This is a genomic window from Duganella paludis (assembly GCF_054461335.1).
This window is the reverse complement of record NZ_CM136922.1, coordinates 6,342,892-6,367,831: the sequence shown is the minus strand read 5'-3', so window position 1 is coordinate 6,367,831 and position 24,940 is coordinate 6,342,892. Positions and strand designations below refer to the sequence as shown.

Below are 24,940 nucleotides of genomic sequence, written 5' to 3'. Positions count from 1 at the left end.
CAGCCAGAAAGTTCCGACGAATTTGAAAAAATTTTCACCCAGGCTAGAACCAGCCTTCCGGTATCACCAGAATGTCGCCCGGAAGTACCGCGACGTTGGCTGAAATATCGCCACCACGCAGCAAATCGCGCAGCCGCACCGGCACCGCTTCGCGCTTGCCGTCCACCATGCGCAGGATCTTGGCCTTGTTGCCGGCGGCGAAATCGGTGATGCCGCCCACCGCGATCAGCACGTCCATCAGCGACATGCCTTGCCGGTAGGCCAGCGCCTGCGGCCGCGCCGCCTCGCCGATGACGCGGATCTGCTGGGTGTACGGGCCGATGAAGCTGGTCACGATCACCGTCACCATCGGCTGCTGGATGTATTTGGCGAGCGCCTTTTCGATATCGCGCGCCAGTTCGGTGGAGGTTTTGCCGGCCGCCTGCAAGTCCTCCACCAGCGGCGTGGTGATCTTGCCGTCGGGCCGCACCGGCACGCTGAGCGACACTTCCGGATTGCGCCAGACGTTGATATTGACCACATCGCCGGCGCCGATCTGGTAATCGCCTTGCAAGGGCACGGCCTCGGGCGCGTCGAGCGAGACCTGGTGGGCGCAGCCGGATAACAACACTATCAGCAGAAAAATCAAAGCACGCATGATGAATCCTCCCTGACGCCATGATTCAGAAATCCCGCCCGCCACTACTTGATCTGCCTCAATGACTGCCCAGTTGGGAAAAATATAATCGGACTTCCCTGTGGCGCGCATTCTGGAGAACTGGATTATGGAGGAGTTAATTGGCCAGCTGATCTCAAGCCTCAAGGGGATCTGGAAATACCGTTGGTACGCGCTCGCCGTCGCCTGGCTGGTGGCCGCCGCCGGCTGGACCCGGGTGGCGCTGCTGCCGGATGACTACCAGGGCAAGGCCCGGGTGTTCGTCGATACGCAAACCATCCTCAAACCCCTGCTGGCGGGCATGACCAGCGTGCCCAATATCGAACAGCAGGTCTCCATCATGAGCCGTACATTGCTGAGCCGTCCCAACGTCGAGCGCGTGTTGCGCATGGTGGACCTGGACATCAACGCCCGCACGCCGATCGAGCAGCAGAAGCAGCTGGAAGAGCTGATGAGCAAGATCCGGGTCAGCGGCGGCGGCGACGACATCTACACCATCACCTACAACAACCGCGACCGGAAAATGGTGCGCGACGTGGTGCAGTCGCTGCTGACCATCTTCCTGGAGGGCAGTTTCAAAGGCAAAAGCGGCGAGTCGCGCAAGGCCGTGCAGTTCATCGACGACCAGATCCGGATGTACGAAGACAAGCTGACCACCGCCGAGAATAGCGTCAAGGAATTCCGCCTGAAAAACAACGGTCTGCTGCCGCGCCAGGGCGTCGATTACAGCAGCCAGCTGATGCAGTCGTCGGACGCCCTCAACGCCGCGCGGCTGGAGCTGGCCGAGGCCGAGCAGGCGCGCAAGGCGATCGCCAACCAGATCACCGGAGACGAGCCCATCCTGGGCGCCGAGCTGGCCCCGGCCGCCATCGACAATCCCGAACTGGACGGCCGCATCGCCGCGCTGAACAAGAACCTGGACGCGCTGCGCATGCAGTACACCGAGCTGCATCCCGACATCATCGCCGCCAAGCGCCTGGTGGCGCAACTGGAGGCGCGCAAGCTCGAGGAAAGCAAGCTCAAGCAGAACAGCGATCCCGGCAAGAACTACAGCCCCATGCTGCAGCAACTGAAGGTGGCGCAGACCGAGGCCGAGGCGCGCGTCGCCGCCATCGGCGCCCGGGTGGAGGAATACACGGCGCGCCACCAGCGCCTGCTGGCCCAGGCCAACGCCGTGCCGGAAGCGGAAACCGAACTGGCCCAGCTCAACCGCGACTACCAGATCAACAAGGAAAACTACGAGAAGCTGATCGGCCGGCGCGAGGCCGCCAAGCTGTCGGGCGACCTGAGCTCCACCACGGAAATGATGACCTTCAGGATCATCGATCCACCGATGGTGCCGCTCACTCCGATCGGCCCCAACCGTCCGCTGCTCTACAGCATCGCGTTGGGGGCCGCTGTGCTGATGGGCGTGGCGACGGCCCTGCTGATCACCCAGGTCCGTCCCACCTTCCTCAGCCCGGCGGAACTGCGTGACCGCACCGGCCTCAAGTTGCTGGGCACCGTCGTCATGAACTGGACCGACGCCGAGCAACGCAAACGCCGGCGCGGCAAATATTATTTCGGCGCCGCCGCGGCCAGCCTGTTTGCGGCCTATGGCGCGGTGCTGGCCACCACCTTGTTGCGCTACTAAAGGACCGCCATGCGTAAAGTCGAGATCAACCTCGCCCGCCTGCACCAGCTCGGCATGGTGACCCAGGAAGGCGGCCGCACGGCGGTGGCCGAGGATTTCCGCATCATCAAGCGGCCTCTGCTGCGCAACGCGCGTGGCGACCACGATGCCGCGCCGGTGCGGCTGGGCAACCTGATCGTGGTCACCAGCGCCATGCAGGGCGAAGGCAAGACCTACTGCGCGGTCAACCTCGCCATGAGCATCGCCATGGAAATGGATATCACGGTGATGCTGGTGGACGCCGATGTGGCGCGGCCGTCGGTGCTGAAGGTGCTGGGCCTGGAGCCGGAGCCGGGCCTGATGGACATCCTGCTGCGCGACCAGACCGATCTCGCCGAGGTGATCCTGCGCACCAACGTGCCGACCCTCAGCCTGCTGCCGGCCGGCCGCGCCAACAAGCACGCCACCGAACTGCTGGCCAGCAGCGCGATGAGCCGCCTGTTGACCGAGATCGCCGAGCGCTATGCCGACCGCATCGTCATTTTCGATTCGCCGCCGCTGCTGATGACCACCGAAGCCAGCGTGCTGGCCGCGCAGATGGGCCAGGTGGTGATGGTGGTCGAGTCCGAGCGCACCAGCCAGCACGCCGTCAAGGAGGCGCTGCGCCGCATCGACCGTTGTCCGCACATCCATCTGCTCTACAACAAGAGCACGGCGTTTCCCGGTAGCGACTACTATGGTTATTATGATTAGCCTGCGCCCGCGCGGCACGCCCCGGGGCCTGAGCATGCTGGTATTGCTGACGCTGCCCTCGGCGGCCGTCACGGCCGATCTCACCGTCACGCCCACGCTGCGCCTGCGCACCAGCTACAGCGACAATATGAACCTGGCGCCGCCGGACCGTGCGCGCGGCCAGTTCACCAACGAGGTGGCGCCCGGCGTGCAGGTCGATTCCAACAGCCCCAGGCTGCAACTGGCGCTGTCCTACTCGTTGCAGAAAATCGCCTACACGCGTCAGCCGGACCGCACCACCCAGCAGCTCGATGCCAGCGGCCATGCCGAAGTGCTGCCGGACTGGCTGTTCCTGGACGCCCGCTCCGGCATCAGCCAGCGCAATGTCTCGGCCTTCGGCCCACAGCTGTTCGATCCGGCGCAATCGAACCCGAACATCAGCACCGTGCGCAGCACCTCCTTCAGCCCCTACCTCCACCATCATTTCCAGGGCCTGGCCGACGCCACCCTGCGCTACGATTACCAGCACGTCGGCAGCGGCGGCCTGCTGGACGTGCGCAGCAGCGGCACCAGCCTGGCGCTGGTCGGCGACAACGGCGGCAGGGGCTGGAACTGGGACCTGAGCCTGCGCCGCACGGAAACCGATGACGCCGCGCTGCCGCCGGTCACCATGAGCAACGCCACCCTGACGCTCAGCTATCCCATCGACGGCAGCCTGTCCACCTTCGTCACCGGCGGCTACGAAAAGCAGGACTACCATTCGGTGAGCGCCCAGCCGCAAGGCAAGTTCGGCACCGTGGGCGCGGTCTGGACGCCGTCGCCGCGCACCAGGCTCTCCGCCAACATCGGCCACCGCTACTTCGGCAAGACCTACGGCCTGGACGCCAGCTACCGCATGCGCAGCATGTTCTGGACTTTGGCCTACAGCGAAGACATTACTACCAGCCACGGCGAATTCCTCAGCATCCCGCCCACCGGCCTGCAGGATTTCCTTTTCGAATTGTGGGCCACGCGCATCCCCGACCCGGCGCTGCGCCTGCGCACCATCACGGTGTTCCTGGCGATCTCGCAATTGATGGGCAGGGAGGGCAATGTGAACTTTTTCAGCCACCGCTACTATCTGCAGAAACAGGGGCGCCTGTCCGGCGTGTACACCACGCCGCGCAGCGCGCTGGCCCTGCACATCGCCAGCACCGGCCGCACCGCGCAAACCAGCAACGCCATCGACAGCGTGCTCACCGGTCCGGACCAGCTGAGCCTGACCGACCGCACGCGCCAGACCAGCGTCCAGCTGGGCTGGAACTGGCGCATGGCGGCGCGCGCCAACCTGACCGCCGGCGTCAGCCACAGCCGCGCCAAGTCATTGAGCACCGGCCGCGAGGACCGCAATACGGCGCTGACGCTGACCGTGTCGCGCCAGTTGTCGAACCGCATCAGCGCCAGCGCCGACCTGCGTCACGTCCGCCACACCAGCAATAGCGGCGGCAACTATCGCGAAAACGGCGTCGGTGTCGCCGTGAACATGTCGTTCTGACTGGAGCTGTCCATGTTAAGGCCCTACCGTATTGTCTGCGTCATCGCCGCCCGTCCCAACCTGATGAAGATGGCGCCGCTGCTGCGCGCCTTCGCGGCCCCGGACACGCTGGTGGAAACCATCCTGGTCCACACCGGCCAACACTACGACGCCGACATGGACGGACTATGTTTCGGCGCGGCGGAACTGGCCCAGCCCGAGTTCCGCCTGGAGGTCGGCTCGGCCAGCCACGCGGTGCAGACCGCCGAGGTGATGCGCCGCTTCGAACCGGTGCTGGAAAAGACCGTGCCTAGCGCCGTGCTGGTGGTGGGCGATGTCAACTCCACGCTGGCCTGCGCGCTGACCGCCGCCAAGCAAGGCGTGCCGGTGCTGCACGTCGAGGCCGGCCTGCGCAGCCACGACCGCAGCATGCCGGAGGAAATCAACCGGGTGCTGACGGACCAGCTGTCGGACCTGCTGTTCACCAGCGAGTCCAGCGGCACCAGCAACCTGCTGCGCGAAGGCGTGGCGGCGCAACGCGTGCACTTTGTCGGCAACGTGATGATCGACACCTTGCTGAACCAGCTGCCCGGCGCGCCGTCCACCGAACAGGTGCTGGCGCAAGCCAACCTGGCGGGCTTCATCCCCGCCGAGTCGCCCTACGCGCTGCTGACCTTGCACCGGCCGTCCAACGTCGATGATCCGCAGCGCCTGCGCGCCTTGATGACCGCCATGGTCAAGCTCAGCGAGGACGTGCCGGTTCTGTTTCCCCTGCATCCGCGCACCCGGGCCATGCTCAAGCATTTCGGACTGGCCGGCTTGATGGATGCGCCGCGCCTGGCATGCATGGCGCCGCAGTCCTACCACAACATGCTGGGCCTGATGAAGGGCGCCTGCGTGGTGCTGACCGACTCCGGCGGCGTGCAGGAGGAAACCACCGCCCTGCGCGTGCCCTGCCTGACCCTGCGCGACAACACCGAACGCCCGGTCACCGTCAGCGAAGGCAGCAACGCCATCGCCGGCCGCGATCCCGCCGTCATCCTGGCGCTGTGCCGCGACATCCTGCGCTTCGGCGGCAAGGTCGGCCGCATCCCGCAGTACTGGGACGGCCACGCGGCCGAACGGGTCGCCGCCGTCACCACCAGCTGGCTGCAGCACCGCCGGGAGCGGCGCGCATGAACGCCTTGAGCATCGACGTAGAGGACTATTTCCAGGTCTCCGCCTACGCTCGCCACATCGACCGCGCCGACTGGCCGAAGCTGCCCTGCCGGGTGGAAGCGAATGTCGACCGCATTCTGGGCATGCTGGCGCAACACAATGTCCACGCCACCTTCTTCACCCTGGGCTGGATCGCCGAGCGCTACCCGGCGGTGGTGCGCAACATCGTCGCCGAAGGCCACGAGCTGGCCAGCCACGGCTACGCCCACCTGCGCGCCAGCGAGCAGACGCCGGCCGAGTTCGCGCACGACATCACGTTCAGCAAGAACCTGCTGGAACAATTGGGCGGCCAGCCCGTGCACGGCTACCGCGCACCGAGCTTCTCGATCGGCCAAGCCAACCTGTGGGCGCTGGACAGCCTGCAGGCGGCCGGCTACCGCTACAGCTCCAGCATCTACCCGATCCGTCACGACCATTACGGCATGCCGGATGCGCCGCGCTTCGCCTGGCGTCCCGCCGGGCTGGACGGACTGCTGGAGCTGCCGGTCAGCACGGTGCGCCTGTTCGGCCGCAACCTGCCCGCCGGCGGCGGCGGCTACTTTCGCCTGTTGCCGTATGCGCTCTCGCGCTGGGCTTTGCGTCGCATCAATTCGCACGACGGCCAAGCTGGCATATTTTACTTTCACCCCTGGGAACTTGATCCGGAGCAGCCGGTGCCGCAAGGCATCAGCTTGAAAACCCGCTTGCGCCACACCCTCAACCTGCGGCGCACCGAAGCGCGCATCCACCGGCTGCTGGGCGATTTCCAATGGGGACGCATCGACCACATTTTTCTCGAAAGCGCATGATGCCGAACTACACCGTCGGACTGATGGGATCGCAGGACCGCACGCGCTGGGACGATTTCGTGGCGCGCTGCCCGGACGCCACCTTCTTCCACCGCGCCGGCTGGCAACAGGTGATCGAGGAAGGTTTCGACCATCCCACCTGGTATATGTACGCGGCCGACGGCGACGCCATCCAGGCCATTCTGCCGCTGGCCCACATCAAGAGCCGGCTGTTCGGCAGCACGCTGTGTTCGCTGCCGTTCTGCGTCTACGGCGGCATCGCCGCCATCGATGAAGAGGCCGCGCTGGCCGTGGACCTGGCCGCGCAACAGCTTGCGGCCCGCCTGCAAGTCGACCATCTGGAATACCGCCACCTGCGTTCGCGCCATCCGGGCTGGCAGCACAACAAGACCTACGCCACCTTCCGCAAGCATCTGCATCCCGATCCCGAGCACAACCTGCTGGCCATCCCGCGCAAGCAGCGCGCCATGATCCGCAAGGGTATCGCCGCCGGCCTGGACAGCACCATGGACGCCGACACCCGCCGCTTCTTCGACTGCTACGCCGACAGCCTGCACCGCCTGGGTACGCCGGTCTTCAGCCGCCGCTATTTCGCGCTACTGCAGCAGGTGTTCGGCGACGATTGCGAGGTGCTGTGCGTGCAGCGGCGCGGGCAGCCCGTATGCGCCGTGCTCAGCTTCCGCTTCCGCGACCAGATCCTGCCCTACTACGGCGGCGGCGGCGCGCTGGCGCGCACACTGGCGGGCAACGATTTCATGTACTGGGAAGTAATGCGTCGCGCCTGCGCCGACGGCTTTACCCTGTTCGACTTCGGCCGCAGCAAGTTCGGCACCGGTTCCTTCGCCTTCAAGAAAAACTGGGGCTTCGAGCCGCAAGCGCTGCCCTACGACTACCAGCTGCACCGCAGCAGCCAGCTTCGGGACGTCCAGCCGCTCAATCCCAAATACCAGCCCTTCATCAAGGCCTGGCGCATGCTGCCGCTGCCGCTGGCCAACCTGATCGGGCCGCATATCGTGCGTCAACTGGGATAACCATCATGCGCGACCTGCTCCTGCTGTGCCATCGCCTGCCGTACCCGCCCAACAAGGGCGATAAGATACGCGCCTACCATGCCCTGCAATATCTACGCCGGCACTTCCGCGTCCATCTCGGCACCTTCCTCGACAGCGACGAAGACGATGCGCACGCCAGGCAACTGGCGGCCGATTGCGCCAGCAGCTGCTTTGTCCGCATGCCGCCGCGCTGGGCCCGGCTGTCCGGCCTCGCCGCCCTGCTGCGCGAAGAAGCGCTCAGCCTGCCCTACTTCCGCCATGCCGCCTTGCAGCGCTGGGTCAACAAGACGCTGGAACAGCAACACATCAGCGCCTGCTTGGCCTACTCCGGACCGATGGCCCAGTACCTGCCGGCCAGCTCCTCCCACGGCCCGCTGTGGCGCGTGCTCGACCTGGTCGATGTCGATTCGGAAAAGTGGCACAACTATGCCGACAACAAAGCGTGGCCGTTTTCCGGCCTGTATCGGCGCGAAGGTCGGCTGTTGCTGGAATTCGAACGCAAGGCGGCAAGCGAGTTCGACCGCGTGCTGCTGGTATCGCCGGCCGAAGCCGAATTATTCAAGCGCCGCGCGCCGGAATCCGAACACAAGATCGACTACTACAACAACGGCGTGGACAGCGACTACTTTGCACCGCAGCCCGAACTGCCCACGCCGTACGGCACGCGACGCGCCATCGCGTTCACCGGCGCGATGGATTATGAGCCCAACATCGACGCCGTCGCCTGGTTTGCCGAGCGCATCATGCCATCGATGCGCTTGCAGCACCATGACCTGGAGTTCCACATCGTCGGCTCGCGGCCGGCGGCGCAGGTCAGGGACTTGCAGCGCTTTGATGGCGTACGCGTCAGCGGCAGCGTGCCCGATGTGCGGCCGTATCTGCAGCATGCGGCGCTGGTGGTCGCGCCCTTGCGCATCGCCAGGGGTGTGCAGAACAAGGTGCTGGAAGCGATGGCCATGCAGAAAACGGTGATTGCCTCGCCGCAGGCGCTGGAAGGCATCCACGCCACCCATGGCACCGAGGTGATCCGCGCCAACGGCGGCGCCGAGTTCATCAGCGCGCTATGCCGCCACCTGCACGCGCCCGACGCGCGCATCGGCCTTGCCGCGCGCCAGCGCATTCTCGGCGACTACCGCTGGAGCCACAACCTGCAGCGCCTCGGGCGCGCGTTCGGCGTGGAAACGCAAATTCAGCCTGCGGTGGACTCGGCGGCGGAGTCGGCCCGATGAGCACCGGCCGCGCCGCGCTGCTATCGCCGCGTCCCGTGCCGTCGGCGGGCCGGGCATCGCGGTTTCCGTCCCAGGCGGCTATCTGCGTGGCCGCGACCGTGCTGGCGCTGGTGCTGATCTATCTGCCGACCGCCGACAGCATCGCCGCCATCTGGCTGCGCTCGCCCACCTTCAATCACGGATTCCTGATCTTGCCCGTCGCGGCGTGGCTGATCTGGCACCAGCGCGAACGTTTGCACGGGGTCGTTCTGCAGCCGTGGCCGCCGGCCTTGTTGCTCGTGGCTGGCTTGGGCGCCATCTGGATGTTGGCGGCCGCCGCCCACGTACAAGTCCTGCAGCAATATTGCCTGGTACTGATGTGCATCGCCGCCATCACCGCTGTGCTCGGCAGGGAGTGCGCCGGCGCCATCGCCTTCCCGCTGGCCTACACCGTGCTGACCGTGCCGTTCGGCGAGGTGCTCATCCCGCCACTGATCGACTTCACCGCCTACTTCACCGTGACGCTGCTGCAACTCGGCGGCATTCCGGTGTTCCATGAAAACAACTACATCGCCCTGCCAACCGGCAACTGGTCGGTGGCGGACGCTTGCAGCGGCTTGCGCTATCTGATTGCGTCGCTGGCGCTGGGCATGTTGTATGCGGGCGTGAATTATCACGGCACGCGCAAGCGCCTGCTCTTCATTGCGATTTCGCTGCTGTTGCCGATACTGGCGAACGGCCTGCGCGCCTGCATGGTGGTGCTGATCGGCCACTGGAGCGATATGAAGTTTGCCGCCGGGGTCGATCACCTGATCTACGGCTGGGTGTTTTTTGGGCTGGTGATGGCGCTGCTGTTCTGGTGCGGCGCCTACTGGCGCGATCCGCCCCTGGCGCCACGGCCGTGGGTACAGCTGTCGGTCCGCCGCATGGCGCCGCCGGCCCGTTTCGTGCGGGTCGCGCTAGCGGCGGTGGCGCTCGGCGCCATCTGGCCGGTGCTGGTGGCGGTGGTGCTGCGCGCGCCGGGTCCGGACCTCACGCCCGAACCTTTGCTGGCGCTGGCGCCGCCGCCCGTCCCCTGGCAGGCCAGCGCCATGCGGCCGCTCGACTGGCAGGTGCTTCATCGCGGCACGCCGCAGCGTATCGCCAACAACTACCGCGACGGGCGGCGCACGGTTTCACTGCAGCTGACCTGGTACCGGCATCAGTCCGAAGGTGCGGAATTGCTGGCGCCGGTGCGGCGCACCGTGGTGTCCGGCATGCCCCAGTGGGAGGAAGTCCGCAGCGAGGAGCGCACACTCCATATCGGCGGCCGCACGCTGACCGTGCGCCAGTCGGTGCAACAGGCCGCCACCTACAAGCTGCTGGTGTGGCGCTGGTATCGCCTGGATGGCGAGGAAACCGTCAGCCCGCAACACATCAAGCTACGGCTGGCGAAATCGCGCCTGCTGGGCGGCGCCGACGGCGGTGCGGAAATCGTCCTGGCCACGGCTTACGACGAACAGGCCGGGCCGGCCGCCGCCGCCATGCAGGATCTGCTCACCGCCATGTTGCCCGCCATCGAACGGAGCCTGCGCCATGTCGAACGCTGAAACCGTGCCGTTGATCGTGCACCTGATCCATCGCCTCGACGTCGGCGGTCTGGAGAACGGGCTGGTCAACCTAATCAACCACTTGCCGCCGGAGCGCTACCGGCACGCCATCATCTGCCTGGAACACGCCAGTGAGTTCCGCCTGCGCATTCAGCGGCCGGATGTGGAAATCGTCAGCCTCAACAAGCAGCAGGGCAAGGACTGGTCGCATTACCTGCGCCTGTTCCACACACTTCGGCGCTTGCGGCCGCAACTGATCCACACCCGCAACCTGGCCGGCATCGAGGCGCAGCTGCTGGCGGCGGCGGCCGGAGTGCGGCTGCGCATCCACGGCGAGCACGGCCGCGACATGAACGACCTGGACGGCAGTAACCGCCGCTACCGCCTGCTGCGCAAGCTGCTGCGGCCGCTGATCGGTCATTTCATCGCCGTCAGCACGGAGCTTGAACAGTGGCTGGTCGCCACCATCGGCGCGCGGCCGCAGCGCGTCACCCACATCTGCAACGGCGTGGACTGCCTGCGCTTCCACCCGCGCCTGGGGCCGCCCGCCGCCATCGGTCCGCCAGGCTTTGTGTCGGAACCGGCCTTCGTGATCGGCAGTATCGGGCGAATGGCCGAGGTCAAGGACCACCTCACGCTGGTGCAAGCCTTCCTGCGCCTGCTGGCGTACGACAGCATTCCGGTCCAGCGGCTGCGCCTGGTCATCATCGGCGACGGGCCGTGCCGACAACCCTGCCTGGACCTGCTGCACGCCTCGGGCGCCGACGGCCTGGCCTGGCTGCCGGGCGCGCGCGACGATATTCCGCAGTTGATGCGCGCCATGAATGTGTTCGTGCAGCCGTCGCTGGCCGAAGGCGCCTCCAACACCGTGCTGGAGGCCATGGCCAGCGGACTTCCCGTGGTGGCCAGCGCGGTCGGCGGCAATCCGGACCTGGTGCAGAGCGGCTGGACCGGCACCCTGGTGCCGCCACGCGACGCCACCGAGCTGGCCGCTGCGATCAGCGACTACTACCGCATTCCCGGCCTAGCCGCCCAGCACGGCGCGCGCGCGCGCCGCCGCGTGTTGAGCGAGTTCAGCATGAAGGCCATGGCGGACGCCTACCTGGCCGTGTACGACCGCCTTACCCATCAGCCATCGACGAAAGGATAGCCATGTGTGCGATCGCAGGAGTGTTTGATCTCTTCCATCAGGCCGATATCGATCCCGGCCTGTTGCAGCGCATGACCGATATCCAGCAGCATCGCGGCCCGGACCAGGGCGGCACGCACCGCGAGCCCGGCGTCGGGCTGGGGCACCGGCGCCTGTCCATCATCGACCTGGCGGGCGGCCAGCAGCCGCTGTTCAACGAAGACCACAACGTGGTCGTGGTCTACAACGGCGAAATCTACAACTTCAAGGCGCTGGTGCGCGAACTTCAACAGTTCGGCCACACTTTCCGCACGCACTGCGACACGGAAGTGATCGTCCACGCATGGGAGCAATGGGGCGCGCGCTGCGTGGAGCGCTTTCGTGGCATGTTCGCGTTCGCGCTGTGGGACCGCCGTCAACGCACCCTGTTCCTGGCCCGCGACCGCCTCGGCGTCAAGCCCCTGCACTACGCCGTGCTCGACAACGGCCAACTGATCTTCGCCTCCGAAATCAAGGCCCTGCTGGTGCACGACAAGCTGCGCCGCGACCTCGACCCGCTCGCCATCGAAGACTATTTCGCCTACGGCTACATTCCCGAGCCGCGCACCGTCTTCGGCCAGGTCCGCAAGCTGGAGCCGGGCCACACGCTGCTGGTGCGCCACGGCGCCAAGCCGGGATCGCCGCGCGCCTACTGGGACATCCCGTTCAAGCCGCAGCCCATCATCAACCATGAACAAGCGGCCGACGAGTTGATCGCCCGCCTGCGCGAGGCCGTAAAGGTGCGCATGGTGGCCGAAGTGCCGCTGGGCGCCTTCCTGTCCGGCGGCGTCGATTCCAGCGCGGTGGTGGCGATGATGGCGCAGCAGCAGGCCGCCGCCGTCAACACCTGCGCGATCGCTTTCGACGAAGCCCGCTTCGACGAATCGCGCTACGCGCAGATCGTGGCCGACCGTTACCACACCAACCATCACGTCGAACGTGTTCAGCAGCATGACGTTTCCATGGTCGACCAGTTGGCCGGCCTGTACGACGAGCCCTTTGCCGACAGCTCCGCCCTGCCCACCTACCGCGTCTGCCAGCTGGCGCGCCGGCGCGTGACGGTCGCGCTGTCGGGAGACGGCGGCGACGAAAACCTGGCCGGCTACCGCCGCTACCGCTGGCACATGCACGAGGAACGCATGCGCGCGCTGCTGCCGCTGGGACTGCGCAAGCCGGTGTTCGGCGCGCTCGGCAAGCTGTACCCGAAAGCGGACTGGGCGCCCCGCCCGCTGCGCGCGAAGACCACTTTCGAAGCGCTGGCGCGCGATTCCGTGGCGGCCTACTTCCACGGCATCAGCATCATGAAGGACGAGATGCGGGAAAAACTCTTCAGCCCGTCGTTGAAGCGCGACCTGCAGCAATACCACGCCATCGAAGTGCTGCGCCGCCATGCCGCCGCCGGTCCCGACGATGCGCTCTCGCAGGTGCAATACCTGGACCTGAAAACCTACCTGCCCGGCGACATCCTCACCAAGGTCGACCGCGCCAGCATGGCGCACGGGCTGGAAGTACGGGTGCCGCTGCTCGACCACACGCTGGTGGAATGGATCTCGGGCTTGCCGCCCGAACTCAAATTGCGCGGCAGCACCGGCAAGTACCTGTTCAAGCAAGCCCTGTGCCCCTATCTGCCCGACGAGATCCTGTACCGCCAGAAAATGGGCTTCTCCGTGCCGCTGGCCGAGTGGTTCCGGGGGCCGCTGAAATCGCGCCTGCAGCGCAGCCTGAGCAGTCCAGTGCTGGCCGGCTGCGACATGTTCAACCTCGACTACGTGCAGCTGCTGTTGCAACAGCATCAATCCGGCCTGCGCGACCACAGCGCGCCTCTGTGGTCGCTGCTCATGTTCGAATCCTTCCTGCGGCAATTACTGGAGACCCCAGACCGCGACACGGAAAGGCAGGCGGCATGATGCGCATCCTGCACATTCTTGACCATTCGGCCCCGCTGCACAGCGGCTACACCTTCCGCACGCTGGCGATTCTGGCCCAGCAGCGCAAGATGGGCTGGAAAACCATCCACTTGACCAGCGCCAAGCAAGGCGTCGGCGCGGCCGAACAGGAACTCGACGGCTGGCACTTCTTCCGCACGCCGCCTTCGCGGCAATGGTGGGCGCGCTTGCCGGTGCTCGGGCAACTGGCGGTGATCGCCGGCCTGGCCCGCCGCCTGCGGCAAATCGCCAACACCGCCCATCCGCACGTCCTGCATGCCCACTCGCCTTCGCTGAACGCGATTGCCGCCCTGCGCGTCGGCCGCGCTCTCGGCATACCGGTGGTGTATGAAATCCGCGCATTCTGGGAGGATGCGGCCGTGGACCACGGCACCAGCCGCGCCGGCGGCCTGCGTTACCGCCTCAGCCGCGCGCTGGAAACCTACGCGCTGCGCCGGGTCGACGCCATCACCACCATCTGCGAAGGGCTGCGCACCGACATCATCGCGCGCGGCATCGCCGCGCCGCGCATCACCGTCATTCCCAACGCGGTCGACGCCCTGCGCTTCCGCACCGCATCGCCGCCCAACCGCATGCTGGCCCAGCGCCTGGGCCTGAACGGCCAGCCGGTGCTCGGCTTCATCGGCTCCTTCTATGCCTACGAAGGTCTGACGCTGCTGGTGCAAGCACTGCCCCGCCTGCTCAAGACCATGCCGACGCTGCAATTGCTGCTGGTGGGCGGAGGCCCGCAGGAACCCGAACTGCGCGCGCTGGTGGCAAGGCTCGGACTGCAGGGCAAGGTACGTTTCGCCGGCCGCGCTCCCCACGACCAGATCGCCGAGTACTACAGCCTGATCGACATCCTGGTCTATCCGCGCCTGCCGATGCGGCTGACCGAGTTGGTGACGCCGCTCAAGCCGTTGGAAGCCATGGCGCAAGGCCGCCTGATCGTCGCCTCCGACGTCGGCGGGCACCGGGAATTGATCGAGCACGGCAAGACCGGCCTGCTCTTCAAGGCCGGCAGTGCCGACTCGCTGGCCGTGCAAGTGCTGTACCTGATGCAGCACGCGGATTTGTGGCCGGGCTTGCGACGGCAAGCGCGCGAGTACGTTGAGCGCGAACGCAGCTGGAGCGGCAGCGTCGCGCGCTACGGCGACATCTATCAACGCCTGCTGGCGCCAGCGCCATGAACGGATTGCGCATCGCCCTGGTCGGTCCGCTGCCGCCACCGGCCGGCGGCATGGCAAACCAGACCGTGCAACTGGCCGGCCTGCTGCGCGAGGCCGGCGCCACGGTGGAACTGGTGCAAGTCAACCCACCATGGCGGCCGGCGTGGGCGGCGCACATGCGCGGCGCCCGCGCGGTCCTGCGGTTGCCACCTTATCTATGGCGCCTGTGGCGCTGCGCCGGCCGCGCCCAACTGCTGCACGTGATGGCCAACTCCGGCTGGTCCTGGCACTTGCACGCGGCGCCGGCCATCTGGATCGGCTGGCTGCGCGGCAAGGCCGTGGTGCTCAATTATCGCGGCGGCGAAGCACCGGAATTCATGGCCCGGCGCGCGGCGCTGGTCTGTTTCACCATGCGCCGCGCGCAAGTGGTGATCGTGCCGTCCGCCTATCTGGCACGGGTATTTGGAGGCTACGGCATCCAAGCCCAAATCGTGCCCAACATCGTCGATCTGGCGCGATTTCAACCGGCGCCGCGAGAGCCGGGCGGCGCGCACATCCTCATCGCACGCCATCTGGAACCGCTGTACGACCACGCCACCGCGCTGCACGCCTTCGCCCTGCTGCGCGCCACCTGGCCGCAGGCACGCCTGACCATCTGCGGCGAAGGCCCGGAGCTGCCGCGTTTGCGCATGCTGGCCGAAGCCCTGCAACAGCAGGACGCCGTCCACTTCGCCGGCAAGCAAGACAATGCCGGCATGGCGGAACACTACCGGCAAGCCGACATCTCCTTGAATCCGAGCCTGGCCGACAACCAGCCCAACTCGGTGCTGGAGGCTTGGGCCAGCTGCGTGCCGGTCGTCAGCACCAATGTCGGCGGCGTGCCCGACCTGATCGCCGACCGGGTGGACGGCCTGCTGACGCCAGCGGGCGACGCCGAGTCCATGGCTGCCGCCATGCGCAGCCTGCTGGCAGCCCCGGCGGAAGGTCAGCGCTTGGCCACGGCAGGACTCGCCAGCGCGCAACGCTACAGCTGGCAGCGCGTGGCGCCGCTGCTGGCGGCCCAGTACCGGCGCGCGCTGGGACGGCGGCGCACGCCGGTCTACACGGCGTTGGTGTCCGGCCTGCTGTTCCCGCTGCAGGAATGGTTCAAGCGTCATCGCAGTCCAGTGTTGCTGCGCCAGATGGAAGGCAGTCAATGGTGGCCGCGTGAAAAGATCGAGCATCTGCAAGTGCAGCGCCTGCGCGCGCTCCTGCTCCACGCATCGGAGCATGTGACCTACTATCGCCAGATGGCGGCGCGCATCGGCTTCGATGCCACGCGCGTCCACGACTTGCGCGATCTGCGCTGCCTGCCGGTCCTGCGCAAAGGCCATATCAACGATCACCGCGAAGATTTTCGCGCCGACGACGCCGGGCGCCTGCAGCGCTTCACCACCGGCGGCTCCAGCGGCGAGCCGCTGATTTTCTTTCTCGGCAAGGAACGTGTCAGCCATGACGTCGCCGCCAAGTGGCGCGCCACGCGCTGGTGGGGCGTGGATATAGGCGACCGTGAAGCGGTGATGTGGGGCTCGCCGATCGAACTGCAAGCCCAGGACCGCTGGCGCGCACGCCGCGACCGCCTCATGCGCAGTGATCTGCTGCCGGCCTTCGACCTGTCCGCAGCGCGGCTGGATGAATATCTGGACCGCCTGCGGAAGCAGCGCCCCGCAATGTTGTTCGGCTATCCATCCGTGATGTGCCTGCTGGTGCAACATGCCCAGGCGCGCGACGTCGCGCTGGATCAGCTTGGCGTCCACGTGGTGTTCGTCACGGCCGAGCGGCTGTATGAAGACCAGCGCGCCTTGCTGGCTGGCGCGTTCAAGGCCCCGGTCGCCAACGGCTACGGCGGCCGCGACGCCGGTTTCATCGCCCACGAGTGCCCGGAAGGCGGTATGCACATCACGGCAGAGGACGTGATCGTGGAAATTCTGGACGCGCAGGAGCAGCCCGTGCCGGTCGGCGAAAACGGCGCCATCGTCGTCACACACCTGGCAAGCAAAGATTTCCCCTTGATCCGCTACGCCACCGGCGACGTCGGCGCGCTCGACCCCAAGCCCTGCGTCTGCGGGCGCGGCCTGCCGTTGTTGAAGCGGGTGGAAGGCCGCGTCACCGACTTCGTGGTCGCGCGCGACGGCAAGGTCATGCACGGCCTGGCGCTGATCTACATCCTGCGCGACCTGCCGCAGGTGCGGGCGTTCAAGATCATCCAGGAAAGTCTCGACTGCACGCGGGTGCTGCTGGTGAGCGTGGACGGCCTGTCGCCAGCGCTGCGGCTCAGCATCGTCACGCAATTCCGCGCGCGGCTGGGCGATAGCGTCGAGATCCTGATCGAAGAAGTCGCCGCCATTCCAGCCGAGGCCTCCGGCAAACACCGTTACGTCATCAGCAAAGTAGGAGCATCGTCATGACCTTGGTACTACTCAGCTGCACCAGCCTGTTCCTGCTGTTGGGCATCATGTACAAGCTGCGCCACGCGCATCTGCTGCTGTTTGAGATGCGCGACCTGACGCGCCAGGAAAACATCGGCCTGTACCGGCAGCTCGAAGCGCTGCAGGGCCTGTACGCCGAGCTGGATCTTAAAAACAGCCTGCCGCCGACGCGCGACTGGGCGGCATCGCCCGACTTCCTGCTCGAACTGGTCCGCCATGCGCGCACCGCCAAGCCGCTGGGCGTGGTCGAATGCAGCAGCGGAACTTCCACGCTGGTGCTGGCGCGCTGCATGCAGCTCAACGGCGGCGGACAGGTGCTGAGCTTGGAACATGATCCGGTGTACGCCGTCAAGACGCGTGCGCTGTTGCGCCAGCACGGTTTGCAGGACTGGGCACGCGTACTGGATGCGCCGTTGCAAACGCAAGTACTGGCGGACGAAAATTGGCCTTGGTATCACTTGGGCGACCTGCCTGCCGGCAACGGCATCGACATGCTGGTGATCGACGGGCCGCCGCAGGCCACGCGTAAGCTGGCCCGCTATCCGGCGGGCCCGCTGCTGTTTCCCCGTCTGAATCCAGGCGCCGCCGTCTTCCTCGACGACTCCGCCCGCGCCGACGAAAAGGCCATCCTGAAACGCTGGGAGCAGGAGTTTCCCGCGCTGTGGCAGGCCACGCGCGTCTGCGAAAAAGGTTGCGCCGTCCTTACAAAACCGACCTGACCATTGCAGTCTCGGCCGGATGCTCCTGATGGTAGCGGTCGCGCGCCGCCCGCTGTTCCGCCTGGTGCGGCGGCAGCGAGGCCGGCGTCAGCTCCACGCCGAAGCGTGCATCGTCCGCGCCGAACATGCGCGCCAGAATCATCTGGCCGACATTTTCCCGGTAGTGTGAGGTCTCCCAGTAGTGCGCCATCTCCGGCTGGCCGCTGCGCTGCGGCGGCGCTTCCGTGGTCACGCTGTTGAATCCGGAAAAGTCGAACAGTCGCGCATCGCAGCCCTGGCGCCGATGCTGGTCGGCCAGCGCCGTCAGCTGCTTCTGCCACTGCTCCAGCGCCGGCCATTTCCCGGCCCAGTACAGGACGTCGCTGGTCATGGCATGGGTAGGATTGATGTACAGCCGCACCCGCGTGCCGGCGCGGCACAGCGACGCCGTCGCGCGGTCCAGTTCCTGCATGGCCTCGGCGGTCGGTCCGCCGCCGCGTGAAAAGTCGCGCACGCGCGGCAGGATGGAAGCTGCCGTACCGCCCAGGCTTTCGATGCGGTCGCGCACGCAGCGGCCATCGCGCTGACCCAGCAAGGCCAGGCTGGACAGGCAAACACTACCGAACTGGCCGCGCAGCACGCGTATCGAGTCCTCCGTCATGTCCAGGCTCAGCGCGCGCCGGAGGTTGATCATCCAGCGCCGCAGCAAATAATGCCGATCCTGCGCCACCAGCTCGCGGTCGAAGTCCGTGTTGCCGATTTCCATGGAAAACGAAGGCGCATCGATGCCCCATACCACCGTTTCCAGCTTGCTCACTGTGGCAGCGTGCCTCGCCATCGCGGCGGCGTCGCCCAGCGAGGCGCCGGACAAGGCCGCGTTGAATACCCGCTTCCCGCCGAACCAGGTGGTGTTCACCGGCAGCCCGAGTTCGGTGCGCGAGTTGCCGACATACAGCACTTGCGGCCTGAACCGTGCCAGCGCATACGTTTTCCCCCAAGGGCTAAGCCTTTCCCGGCCCGGCAACAGCCGCTGCAGGTGCGGCGTATTCCATTGGTGAATCAGGTAGGGGTCGACCTGGTAGTTCAGCGTTGCCACCGCCCCGCTCACCAGCAGGCTGATGCCGCAAAACAGTCCGACATAGCTGCGCCATTGCGCTTGAGTGTCCATGGTCAGAATTGGAAGTAGAGGAATTCGCTGACCCGGTTCATATTGAACAGGCAGCCCAGAAACATCAACGCCATCACGGCGCTGCGCCATTTGGCCGGCGACCAGCGCAGCGGCGTGCCAAAGATTTCCTGCGTATTCGGCGCAAGCCAGGCCAGCGCCATCGCCAGCAACAAGGCGGGTATCGCCGGACCGCTGAAATCGATCCAGCGGATGCCGTCAAACGCGGGACGCCAGCCCAGCGCAGCGAATGGCGTGGCCAACCCGCCAGCACCGCGCGGCAACGAAACGCCGTTCGCGCCCAACAAGCCCTGCAGCACTTCGCCCGCCGTGGCCAGATCCGGGGCGCGGAACACCACCCAGGCCAGCATCACGGCCAGCATGGTCAGCCAGCGGCCCCACCAGCGCGGTCCAGACGCGCCGGCCAGCCGTTGCCAGCCTTGATGCAGCACCAGATAAGCGCCATGCAAGGCGCCCCAGGCCACAAACGTCCAGCCGGCACCATGCCACAGGCCGCCTAGCAGCATGGTCAGCATCAGATTGCGGTAGCGTTGCAGCGTGCCGTGGCGGTTGCCGCCGAGCGGCACATATAGGTAGTCACGCAGGAAACGCGACAGGCTCATGTGCCAGCGTCGCCAGAAGTCGCTGATGTCCGCAGCCTTGTAGGGCGAGTTGAAGTTCAGCGGCAAGCGCACGCCGAACAGGCGCGACAGCCCGATCGCCATGTCGGAGTAACCGGAAAAGTCGAAATACAGCTGGAATGTATAGGCCAGTGTGCCGATCCACGCCTCTACCAGCTGCGGCTGCGCATCAGGCGTAAACACGGGCGCCACCAGCACCGAGATCGGGTCGGCCAGCAGCACTTTCTTGCCCAGTCCGACCACGAAGATCGACAGGCCGATGCCGATATTGGCGGCATCGAAGCGCGCCGGCTTGTCGAACTGCGGCATCATTTCCTTGTGGTGCAGCACCGGCCCGGCGATCAAGTGCGGGAAATAGCTGACGAACAGCGTATATTGCACCAGCCGGTATTCGCCGCGACCGCCCCGGTGGCAATCGACCAGATAGGCGATCTGGGTAAATGTAAAGAACGAAATTCCCACCGGTAGCACAATGCCCAGTCCCGGCCACTGCATGCCCAGCTGGTTCATGCTGTCGACAAAGAAGTTGGCGTATTTGTAGTACGCAAGCAAAGCCAGATTGGCCGCCACGCCGAACAACAGCAGGCGTCGATGCTGCGCGCACCAGTAGTTGAACAGGATCGAGCCCAGCAAGAGAGGCAGGTAGCGCGCGTCCCAATAGCCATAGAAAAACAACGATGCCAACGCCAGCCAGGCGGCGGTCCAGTCCGGCCGCCAGCGCAGCAGCACGAAATAACCGCCCAGCACCACCGGCAAGTACAGGAACAAGAAGCTGAAAGAATTAAACAGCATCGCACACTTCCCGGTAGCAATCCGCGATGCGCAGCGCCACTCTTTTCCAGGTATAGGCCTGAACCAGCGCCTTTACCTCGGCGCGCTTGGGCGGCGCGGCGACGAAATGCTGGATTGCGTCACTCAGCGCGGCAGCATCGTCCCAGCGCAGCTGTTTCAGCGCGAACTCGCCGGCGGGCAGGCTGAGCGCGCTCTCGTCCGTCATCACCACCGGCGTGCCGGTGGCCAGCGCTTCCAGCACGCAGAGCGGGAACACCTCGCCTTGGCTGGGCAAGGCCAGCACCGATGCCGCCGCATAGGCGCTCACCAGCAAGGGATCGCGATGCTCCAATTGCCCCAGCCAGCACACCTTCGGCGACTTCAGCAACTGCTGCAAATATTCCTGATGCTGGCGCATCGCCTGGCCGATCAGCACCACCGGCAAGTCCAGCTTTTCCAGTGCGCGCACCAGCCCCATTTGATTCTTGTACGGCGAGATGGAGCCCACCATCAGCACAAACGGCCCGGTCAGCCCGGTGTGGTGGCGGAAGAGATATTCATCGCCGCGAAAGAAATGATCGCCTATGCCATTCGGTAGCAGGCGGATCCGCGCAGCATCGACGCGAAAGCCTTCGACCAGCGATTTTTGTTCCGCCGGCCCCAGCGCCACCACCAGGTTGGCCAGTTGCAGCGCGCGCTTGGTTTGCGCAAAACTGGTTTGCACCGCCCATTTGGTCAGATGACCGGTCAAGCGGTCGGCAATGCGCGCGCGCATGGCGGTCTGGCGCGTCCAGCCGGGCGACAACAAGGCCGACAATACCACCGGCACGCCCAGCTCGTGCGCCAGCTCCACCACACGATAATTGCCGTTGATGGCGGAGAAAACGTGGATCACGTCGTAGCTGTCGAGCTTTTCACGATTCGGATCCACCAACGTGACATCGAACGGCAACTGACGCAGCGCTTCGATGGTCGAACGCACCTGCACCTGCAAGCCGCCGTCGCGCTGGAATAACATGGGATAGGACAAGATACCGACACGCATGGCCACCTCTCATCTGTTCAGCAGCGCCAACGCCTTGCGCGCCGCCGTGCTGCACTCATCAACCAGTCGATGCCTGACGTAGCGCATCGCCGCCAGCCAGAACAGGAAGCAAATCGCCGCCGGCACCGCCAGCTGCATCACCAAGTGAGCATCCGGCGCTCTGAAATGAATCGCCGCCAGCACGCCGCCCAGCCCCGTAGCAGCAGCGGTCGCGCTGCGCCAGCTCGCCGACGCAAGATCACGCCAACGCAAGCCGACGAATTCACTTAGATAGAGATACGTCAACCAGCTGCGGAACAGCGCGCCCAACACAACCGCCCAAGCCACCCACGCCAGGCCGAACGGCGCCGCCGCCAGCACCGCGATCACGCGCACCGGCACCGCCAACGCATCGAGCCGCGCCTGCGCTCCCACCTCGCCCATCGCCACGAACAGGTAGCGCGCCATGCTGAACATGCTGTACACCGCCGAACTCAGGCAAACGATGCGAATCACCGGCACCGCCGCATCCCATTGATCGCCGTACAGCAGCTGCACCAGCGGCTGCGCCAGCAACGCGACAAAACCAAAGAACGGCCACGCCAGCGCCGTCATGTGGCTGACGGTGGCCAGATAGACCTGCCGCAGGTCACTTCCATCGCGCGCCTGGGCCGAAAACAACGGGAAGATCACCGGCGAAATCGCCGCCGTCACCAGCTGGTTGAACATATTGATCACGCCCATGGCTTTGCCGTAGATGCCGACTTCGGCCAGCCCGCTGATCTTGCCGATAATCAGATCGGGCGCGGCCACGCCCGCTTCGTCGATCAGCGTGCCAGCCGTCGACACGGTGCCGAACGCGAAGATGCGGCGCACGCCGCGCGATGCAGGCAGCCAGGGCATGTCCTTCGGGCGGCAAAACGCAGTCGCCAGCAAGGTCGCAACCGAACCGGCGACCGCGCCCAGTACCAGGCTGAGATAGCCCCAGCCCCGCATCGCCAGCCCGACCGACACCACCAGCTGCGCCAGGCACTGGCTGGCGTTGATGGCAAAAATCGCGGAGAAGCGCATCTGCCGGCGCAGGTAAGGCAAGGCCACCGCACTGAACGGAATCAGCAAGAAGTTGATGGCCAGCAGCTGCAACACCACTCGCAAGCGTGCATCGTTGTAAAAATACGCTGCCGGATAGCTGGCCGCCAGCACCAGCGCCGACAGCGTCCAGGCGATCAGGATGCTGACGCAGAGCGCGGCGCGCAGCTTGTCGCGGTCCAGCGCCTTCTCCTGGATCACGTACGCGCCGACCCCGAAGTCCCGCATCACCTGCGCCAGCCCGACCAGCACCGCGCCCACCGCATACACGCCGACCTCGGCGGGCGTCAGCCAGCGCGCCAGCACCATGGCGCCGACCGTGTTCAGCATCAGCAGCGTGTATTTTTCGGAGAACGACATGGCGAAGGAAAGGTGCGCTCTCATAGCAAGCCCTGGTAGAAAGCCCGCACCTGCGCGCCGACCACGGCGTGACTGTAGCGCTGGATGGCTTCGCGCCGGCCATGCCGTCCCATCTGCCCGCGACGCGCGGGATCGGCCAGCAGCTCGGCCACCATCTCGGTAGCTTCCGCCAGATCGTCGGCCGGCACCAGCAGGCCGGCCGCACTGTCGCCGAGAATGTCGGCGCTGCCCGGCACGTCGGTCGCCACCACGGCGATGCCGCAAGCCATGGCCTCGATGGTGGCGATGCCGAATCCTTCGTTGCGGCTCATGAGGACGTGCAGATCCAGCGCCTGCAACAACTCGTGTATGGTGTCGACAAAGCCGGTGAACGTCACCCACGGCAACACGCCCAATCGCGCCGCCTGCGCACGCAGCGCGCCTTCCAGCGGTCCGCTGCCTGCCAGCACCAGATGCAGATCGCGAAAACGCTGCCGCAAGTTGGCGAACATCTCCAGCAGCAATTCAGGCCGCTTTTGCGCGGACAGGCGCGCGACGGCGCCCATCACCAAAGCCTGCTGCGGTAGTTGCAAACGCTGGCGGGCCATCAACCGCGCTGCGGGCGACGGCTTGAACAACTCGACATCGACGCCATTCGGTATCACCGCCAGGCGGGTGGACGGTAATATATAAGGCTGATAAGCAGCCTTGAAGTGCCGCATGGCCGACTCCGACACCGCATAAATTCCGCGCACGCCGCTGAACGCCTGGCGCAATAATTTGTCGTGCCAGCTGGTGTACGGTTGCCGGGGAAACGCGTTGTGCACGCTGATCACGGCCGGCAGTTTGCAATGATTCGCCAGCCACAGCGTGGACGCGCCGTAGTTGGTCCAGCACAGCGCGACATGCACCAGATCCGCGCGGAAGGCGCGCAGCCGGGCCGTCGAAAACCAGCGCGCGCGCCAGAAACGCAGCCGTCGCCCGCTCCACGCCTCCTCAAAAAATGCCGGCGGGTTGAACTGCGCCACCGTGATCTGCTCACGCGCCAGCCGTTGCGACCAGGCGTCGATGCCATCGAAATGGCGCAACGCCAGCATCCCCGCATGGCCGGCCGTTTGCAGGTAGCGTACTTCCTGTGCCATGCGCAGCTCCATCCCGCCCAGTTCGCCGGAGTAACTGGTGACCAGGACATGGGGGCCGGGTCGCGGCGCGCCGTGCCAGGCTTCGTGAAAATACCCGCGTAGGAAAGCCAGCTCCCAGCGATGGCGGAACTTGCGGCCGACATCGCCGCGCAAGACCGCCGCTGTCCACGCCGCCAGTTCCAGCAGATAGCGCAGCAACATCCAGCGCGGCACGCCCAGCCGTTCCACAAACTTGCCCGGCCGCTCCTGCCGATATTTGCCGCGCCCGAAGCGCCAGGCTTTTTGCAAGATGTAGTCGAGCCGCACCTGGTGCGCGCGGATGTGGTGCGCCACCTGCGGCGCGCGGCAAAACCAGGAACGATAGCCGGCCGCCGCCAGTCGGCGCGTCAGCTCGGTTTCGCTGCCCATGGCATAGTCGGCGCCATTCGGGCCGACGCAGGTATCGAAACGGTGACCGCCGTCGAACGCGGCGCGCCGCACCGCCATATTGGCGCCCCACACCAGGCCCGGAAACACCGGTCCCTCCGGCAGCGATGGCGAGGTCAGGCCGTAGGTTAGTCCCGTGGGGACCAAAGGCAGCAGCCAATCGGCCGGCGTTTCCGCCCAGTCGGGGGTGATGACGCCGCCAAACACGCTGTAGTCCGGCTGCGCGGCGGCGCAGTCCTGCCAGCGCAGCAGCCAGTCCTGCGCGGGCGTGGCGTCGTCGTCGGTGAAGACAAACAAGTCCTGCCCGTCGCCCGGCGTGGCGAGCGCGTCGTCCAGCGCCCGGTTCAAAGCCTTGTTCTTGCCGGGTGACGCTTCGTACAGACGGCGCAGCGGCAGCCGCCCCGTGTAGCGTGCGATCACATCGGCCGTACCGTCGGTGCTGCCGTTGTCGACGATCAGCAAGCGCCAACCGGCCCTCGGCGCCGTCAGGCGGCAATACGCATCTAGCACCCGAGGCAAAATTTCTGCGCCATCGCGTGTAGCCATGA

The 24,940-nt window shown here is 66.0% G+C and carries 19 protein-coding genes; 13 read left to right on the top strand and 6 right to left on the bottom strand.

The window, feature by feature from the left end; translation table 11 throughout:
- Positions 1 to 43: 43 nt before the first annotated feature.
- Complete coding sequence (locus tag ACXZ1M_RS28075; protein ID WP_459050874.1) at positions 44 to 637, bottom strand: XrtA/PEP-CTERM system exopolysaccharide export protein; 594 nt, start codon at positions 635 to 637, stop codon at positions 44 to 46.
- A 127-nt stretch (positions 638 to 764) separates the two neighbouring features.
- Between ACXZ1M_RS28075 and ACXZ1M_RS28070 the strand changes: the two genes are divergently transcribed.
- From ACXZ1M_RS28070 to ACXZ1M_RS28010, 13 genes are read left to right on the top strand one after another with little or no spacing between them, the layout of a single operon-like run.
- Positions 765 to 2,288: an XrtA system polysaccharide chain length determinant gene (locus ACXZ1M_RS28070; RefSeq protein ID WP_459050873.1), complete on the top strand. Its 1,524-nt coding sequence runs from the start codon at positions 765 to 767 to the stop codon at positions 2,286 to 2,288.
- 9 nt (positions 2,289 to 2,297) lie between these two features.
- Entirely contained in the window at positions 2,298 to 3,020 is a 723-nt protein-coding gene (locus ACXZ1M_RS28065) for an XrtA-associated tyrosine autokinase (RefSeq protein WP_459050872.1), read from the top strand.
- Positions 3,004 to 4,533: a TIGR03016 family PEP-CTERM system-associated outer membrane protein gene (locus ACXZ1M_RS28060; RefSeq protein WP_459050871.1), complete on the top strand. Its 1,530-nt coding sequence runs from the start codon at positions 3,004 to 3,006 to the stop codon at positions 4,531 to 4,533. Before ACXZ1M_RS28065 ends, ACXZ1M_RS28060 begins: the two co-directional genes overlap by 17 nt.
- Before the next feature lie 12 nt (positions 4,534 to 4,545).
- Positions 4,546 to 5,691 carry a non-hydrolyzing UDP-N-acetylglucosamine 2-epimerase gene (gene wecB / locus ACXZ1M_RS28055; RefSeq protein WP_459050870.1) on the top strand — a complete coding sequence of 382 codons (1,146 nt, stop codon included), beginning with the start codon at positions 4,546 to 4,548 and terminating at the stop codon, positions 5,689 to 5,691.
- Complete coding sequence (locus ACXZ1M_RS28050; protein WP_459050869.1) at positions 5,688 to 6,518, top strand: XrtA system polysaccharide deacetylase; 831 nt, start codon at positions 5,688 to 5,690, stop codon at positions 6,516 to 6,518. Before wecB ends, ACXZ1M_RS28050 begins: the two co-directional genes overlap by 4 nt.
- The gene (locus ACXZ1M_RS28045) at positions 6,515 to 7,549 is read left to right on the top strand and encodes a FemAB family XrtA/PEP-CTERM system-associated protein (RefSeq protein WP_459050868.1); all 1,035 of its coding nucleotides are present in this window, start codon (positions 6,515 to 6,517) and stop codon (positions 7,547 to 7,549) included. Before ACXZ1M_RS28050 ends, ACXZ1M_RS28045 begins: the two co-directional genes overlap by 4 nt.
- A 5-nt stretch (positions 7,550 to 7,554) precedes the next feature.
- Complete coding sequence (locus tag ACXZ1M_RS28040; RefSeq protein ID WP_459050867.1) at positions 7,555 to 8,799, top strand: TIGR03087 family PEP-CTERM/XrtA system glycosyltransferase; 1,245 nt, start codon at positions 7,555 to 7,557, stop codon at positions 8,797 to 8,799.
- Positions 8,796 to 10,367, top strand: coding sequence for an exosortase A (gene xrtA, locus ACXZ1M_RS28035; RefSeq protein WP_459050866.1), 1,572 nt, complete (start codon positions 8,796 to 8,798; stop codon positions 10,365 to 10,367). The genes ACXZ1M_RS28040 and xrtA overlap by 4 nt, the downstream gene beginning before the upstream one ends.
- On the top strand, positions 10,354 to 11,517 hold the full coding sequence (locus ACXZ1M_RS28030) for a TIGR03088 family PEP-CTERM/XrtA system glycosyltransferase (RefSeq protein WP_459050865.1): 1,164 nt from the start codon (positions 10,354 to 10,356) through the stop codon (positions 11,515 to 11,517). The genes xrtA and ACXZ1M_RS28030 overlap by 14 nt, the downstream gene beginning before the upstream one ends.
- A 2-nt stretch (positions 11,518 to 11,519) precedes the next feature.
- Entirely contained in the window at positions 11,520 to 13,442 is a 1,923-nt protein-coding gene (locus ACXZ1M_RS28025) for an XrtA/PEP-CTERM system amidotransferase (RefSeq protein ID WP_459050864.1), read from the top strand.
- Positions 13,442 to 14,650 (top strand): TIGR04063 family PEP-CTERM/XrtA system glycosyltransferase, encoded by a 1,209-nt coding sequence (locus ACXZ1M_RS28020; RefSeq protein ID WP_459054085.1) that lies wholly within the window; start codon positions 13,442 to 13,444, stop codon positions 14,648 to 14,650. Before ACXZ1M_RS28025 ends, ACXZ1M_RS28020 begins: the two co-directional genes overlap by 1 nt.
- Positions 14,647 to 17,076: a glycosyltransferase gene (locus ACXZ1M_RS28015; RefSeq protein WP_459050863.1), complete on the top strand. Its 2,430-nt coding sequence runs from the start codon at positions 14,647 to 14,649 to the stop codon at positions 17,074 to 17,076. The genes ACXZ1M_RS28020 and ACXZ1M_RS28015 overlap by 4 nt, the downstream gene beginning before the upstream one ends.
- Positions 17,073 to 17,816 (top strand): class I SAM-dependent methyltransferase, encoded by a 744-nt coding sequence (locus ACXZ1M_RS28010; protein ID WP_459050862.1) that lies wholly within the window; start codon positions 17,073 to 17,075, stop codon positions 17,814 to 17,816. Before ACXZ1M_RS28015 ends, ACXZ1M_RS28010 begins: the two co-directional genes overlap by 4 nt.
- On the opposite strand, the gene ACXZ1M_RS28005 is transcribed toward ACXZ1M_RS28010, so the two are convergent.
- Genes ACXZ1M_RS28005 through ACXZ1M_RS27985 form a run of 5 tightly spaced genes read right to left on the bottom strand, consistent with a single transcriptional unit; the run spans position 17,800 to position 24,938 of the window.
- Positions 17,800 to 18,963 carry a hypothetical protein gene (locus ACXZ1M_RS28005; protein WP_459050861.1) on the bottom strand — a complete coding sequence of 388 codons (1,164 nt, stop codon included), beginning with the start codon at positions 18,961 to 18,963 and terminating at the stop codon, positions 17,800 to 17,802. The genes ACXZ1M_RS28010 and ACXZ1M_RS28005 overlap by 17 nt on opposite strands.
- A gap of 2 nt (positions 18,964 to 18,965) precedes the next feature.
- Positions 18,966 to 20,393 (bottom strand): MBOAT family O-acyltransferase, encoded by a 1,428-nt coding sequence (locus tag ACXZ1M_RS28000; protein ID WP_459050860.1) that lies wholly within the window; start codon positions 20,391 to 20,393, stop codon positions 18,966 to 18,968.
- The gene (locus ACXZ1M_RS27995; RefSeq protein ID WP_459050859.1) at positions 20,383 to 21,417 is read right to left on the bottom strand and encodes a glycosyltransferase family 4 protein; all 1,035 of its coding nucleotides are present in this window, start codon (positions 21,415 to 21,417) and stop codon (positions 20,383 to 20,385) included. The genes ACXZ1M_RS28000 and ACXZ1M_RS27995 overlap by 11 nt, the downstream gene beginning before the upstream one ends.
- Positions 21,418 to 21,426: 9 nt before the next feature.
- Positions 21,427 to 22,869: a lipopolysaccharide biosynthesis protein gene (locus ACXZ1M_RS27990; RefSeq protein ID WP_459050858.1), complete on the bottom strand. Its 1,443-nt coding sequence runs from the start codon at positions 22,867 to 22,869 to the stop codon at positions 21,427 to 21,429.
- Positions 22,866 to 24,938, bottom strand: coding sequence for a glycosyltransferase (locus tag ACXZ1M_RS27985; protein ID WP_459054084.1), 2,073 nt, complete (start codon positions 24,936 to 24,938; stop codon positions 22,866 to 22,868). Before ACXZ1M_RS27985 ends, ACXZ1M_RS27990 begins: the two co-directional genes overlap by 4 nt.
- Positions 24,939 to 24,940 lie beyond the last annotated feature (2 nt).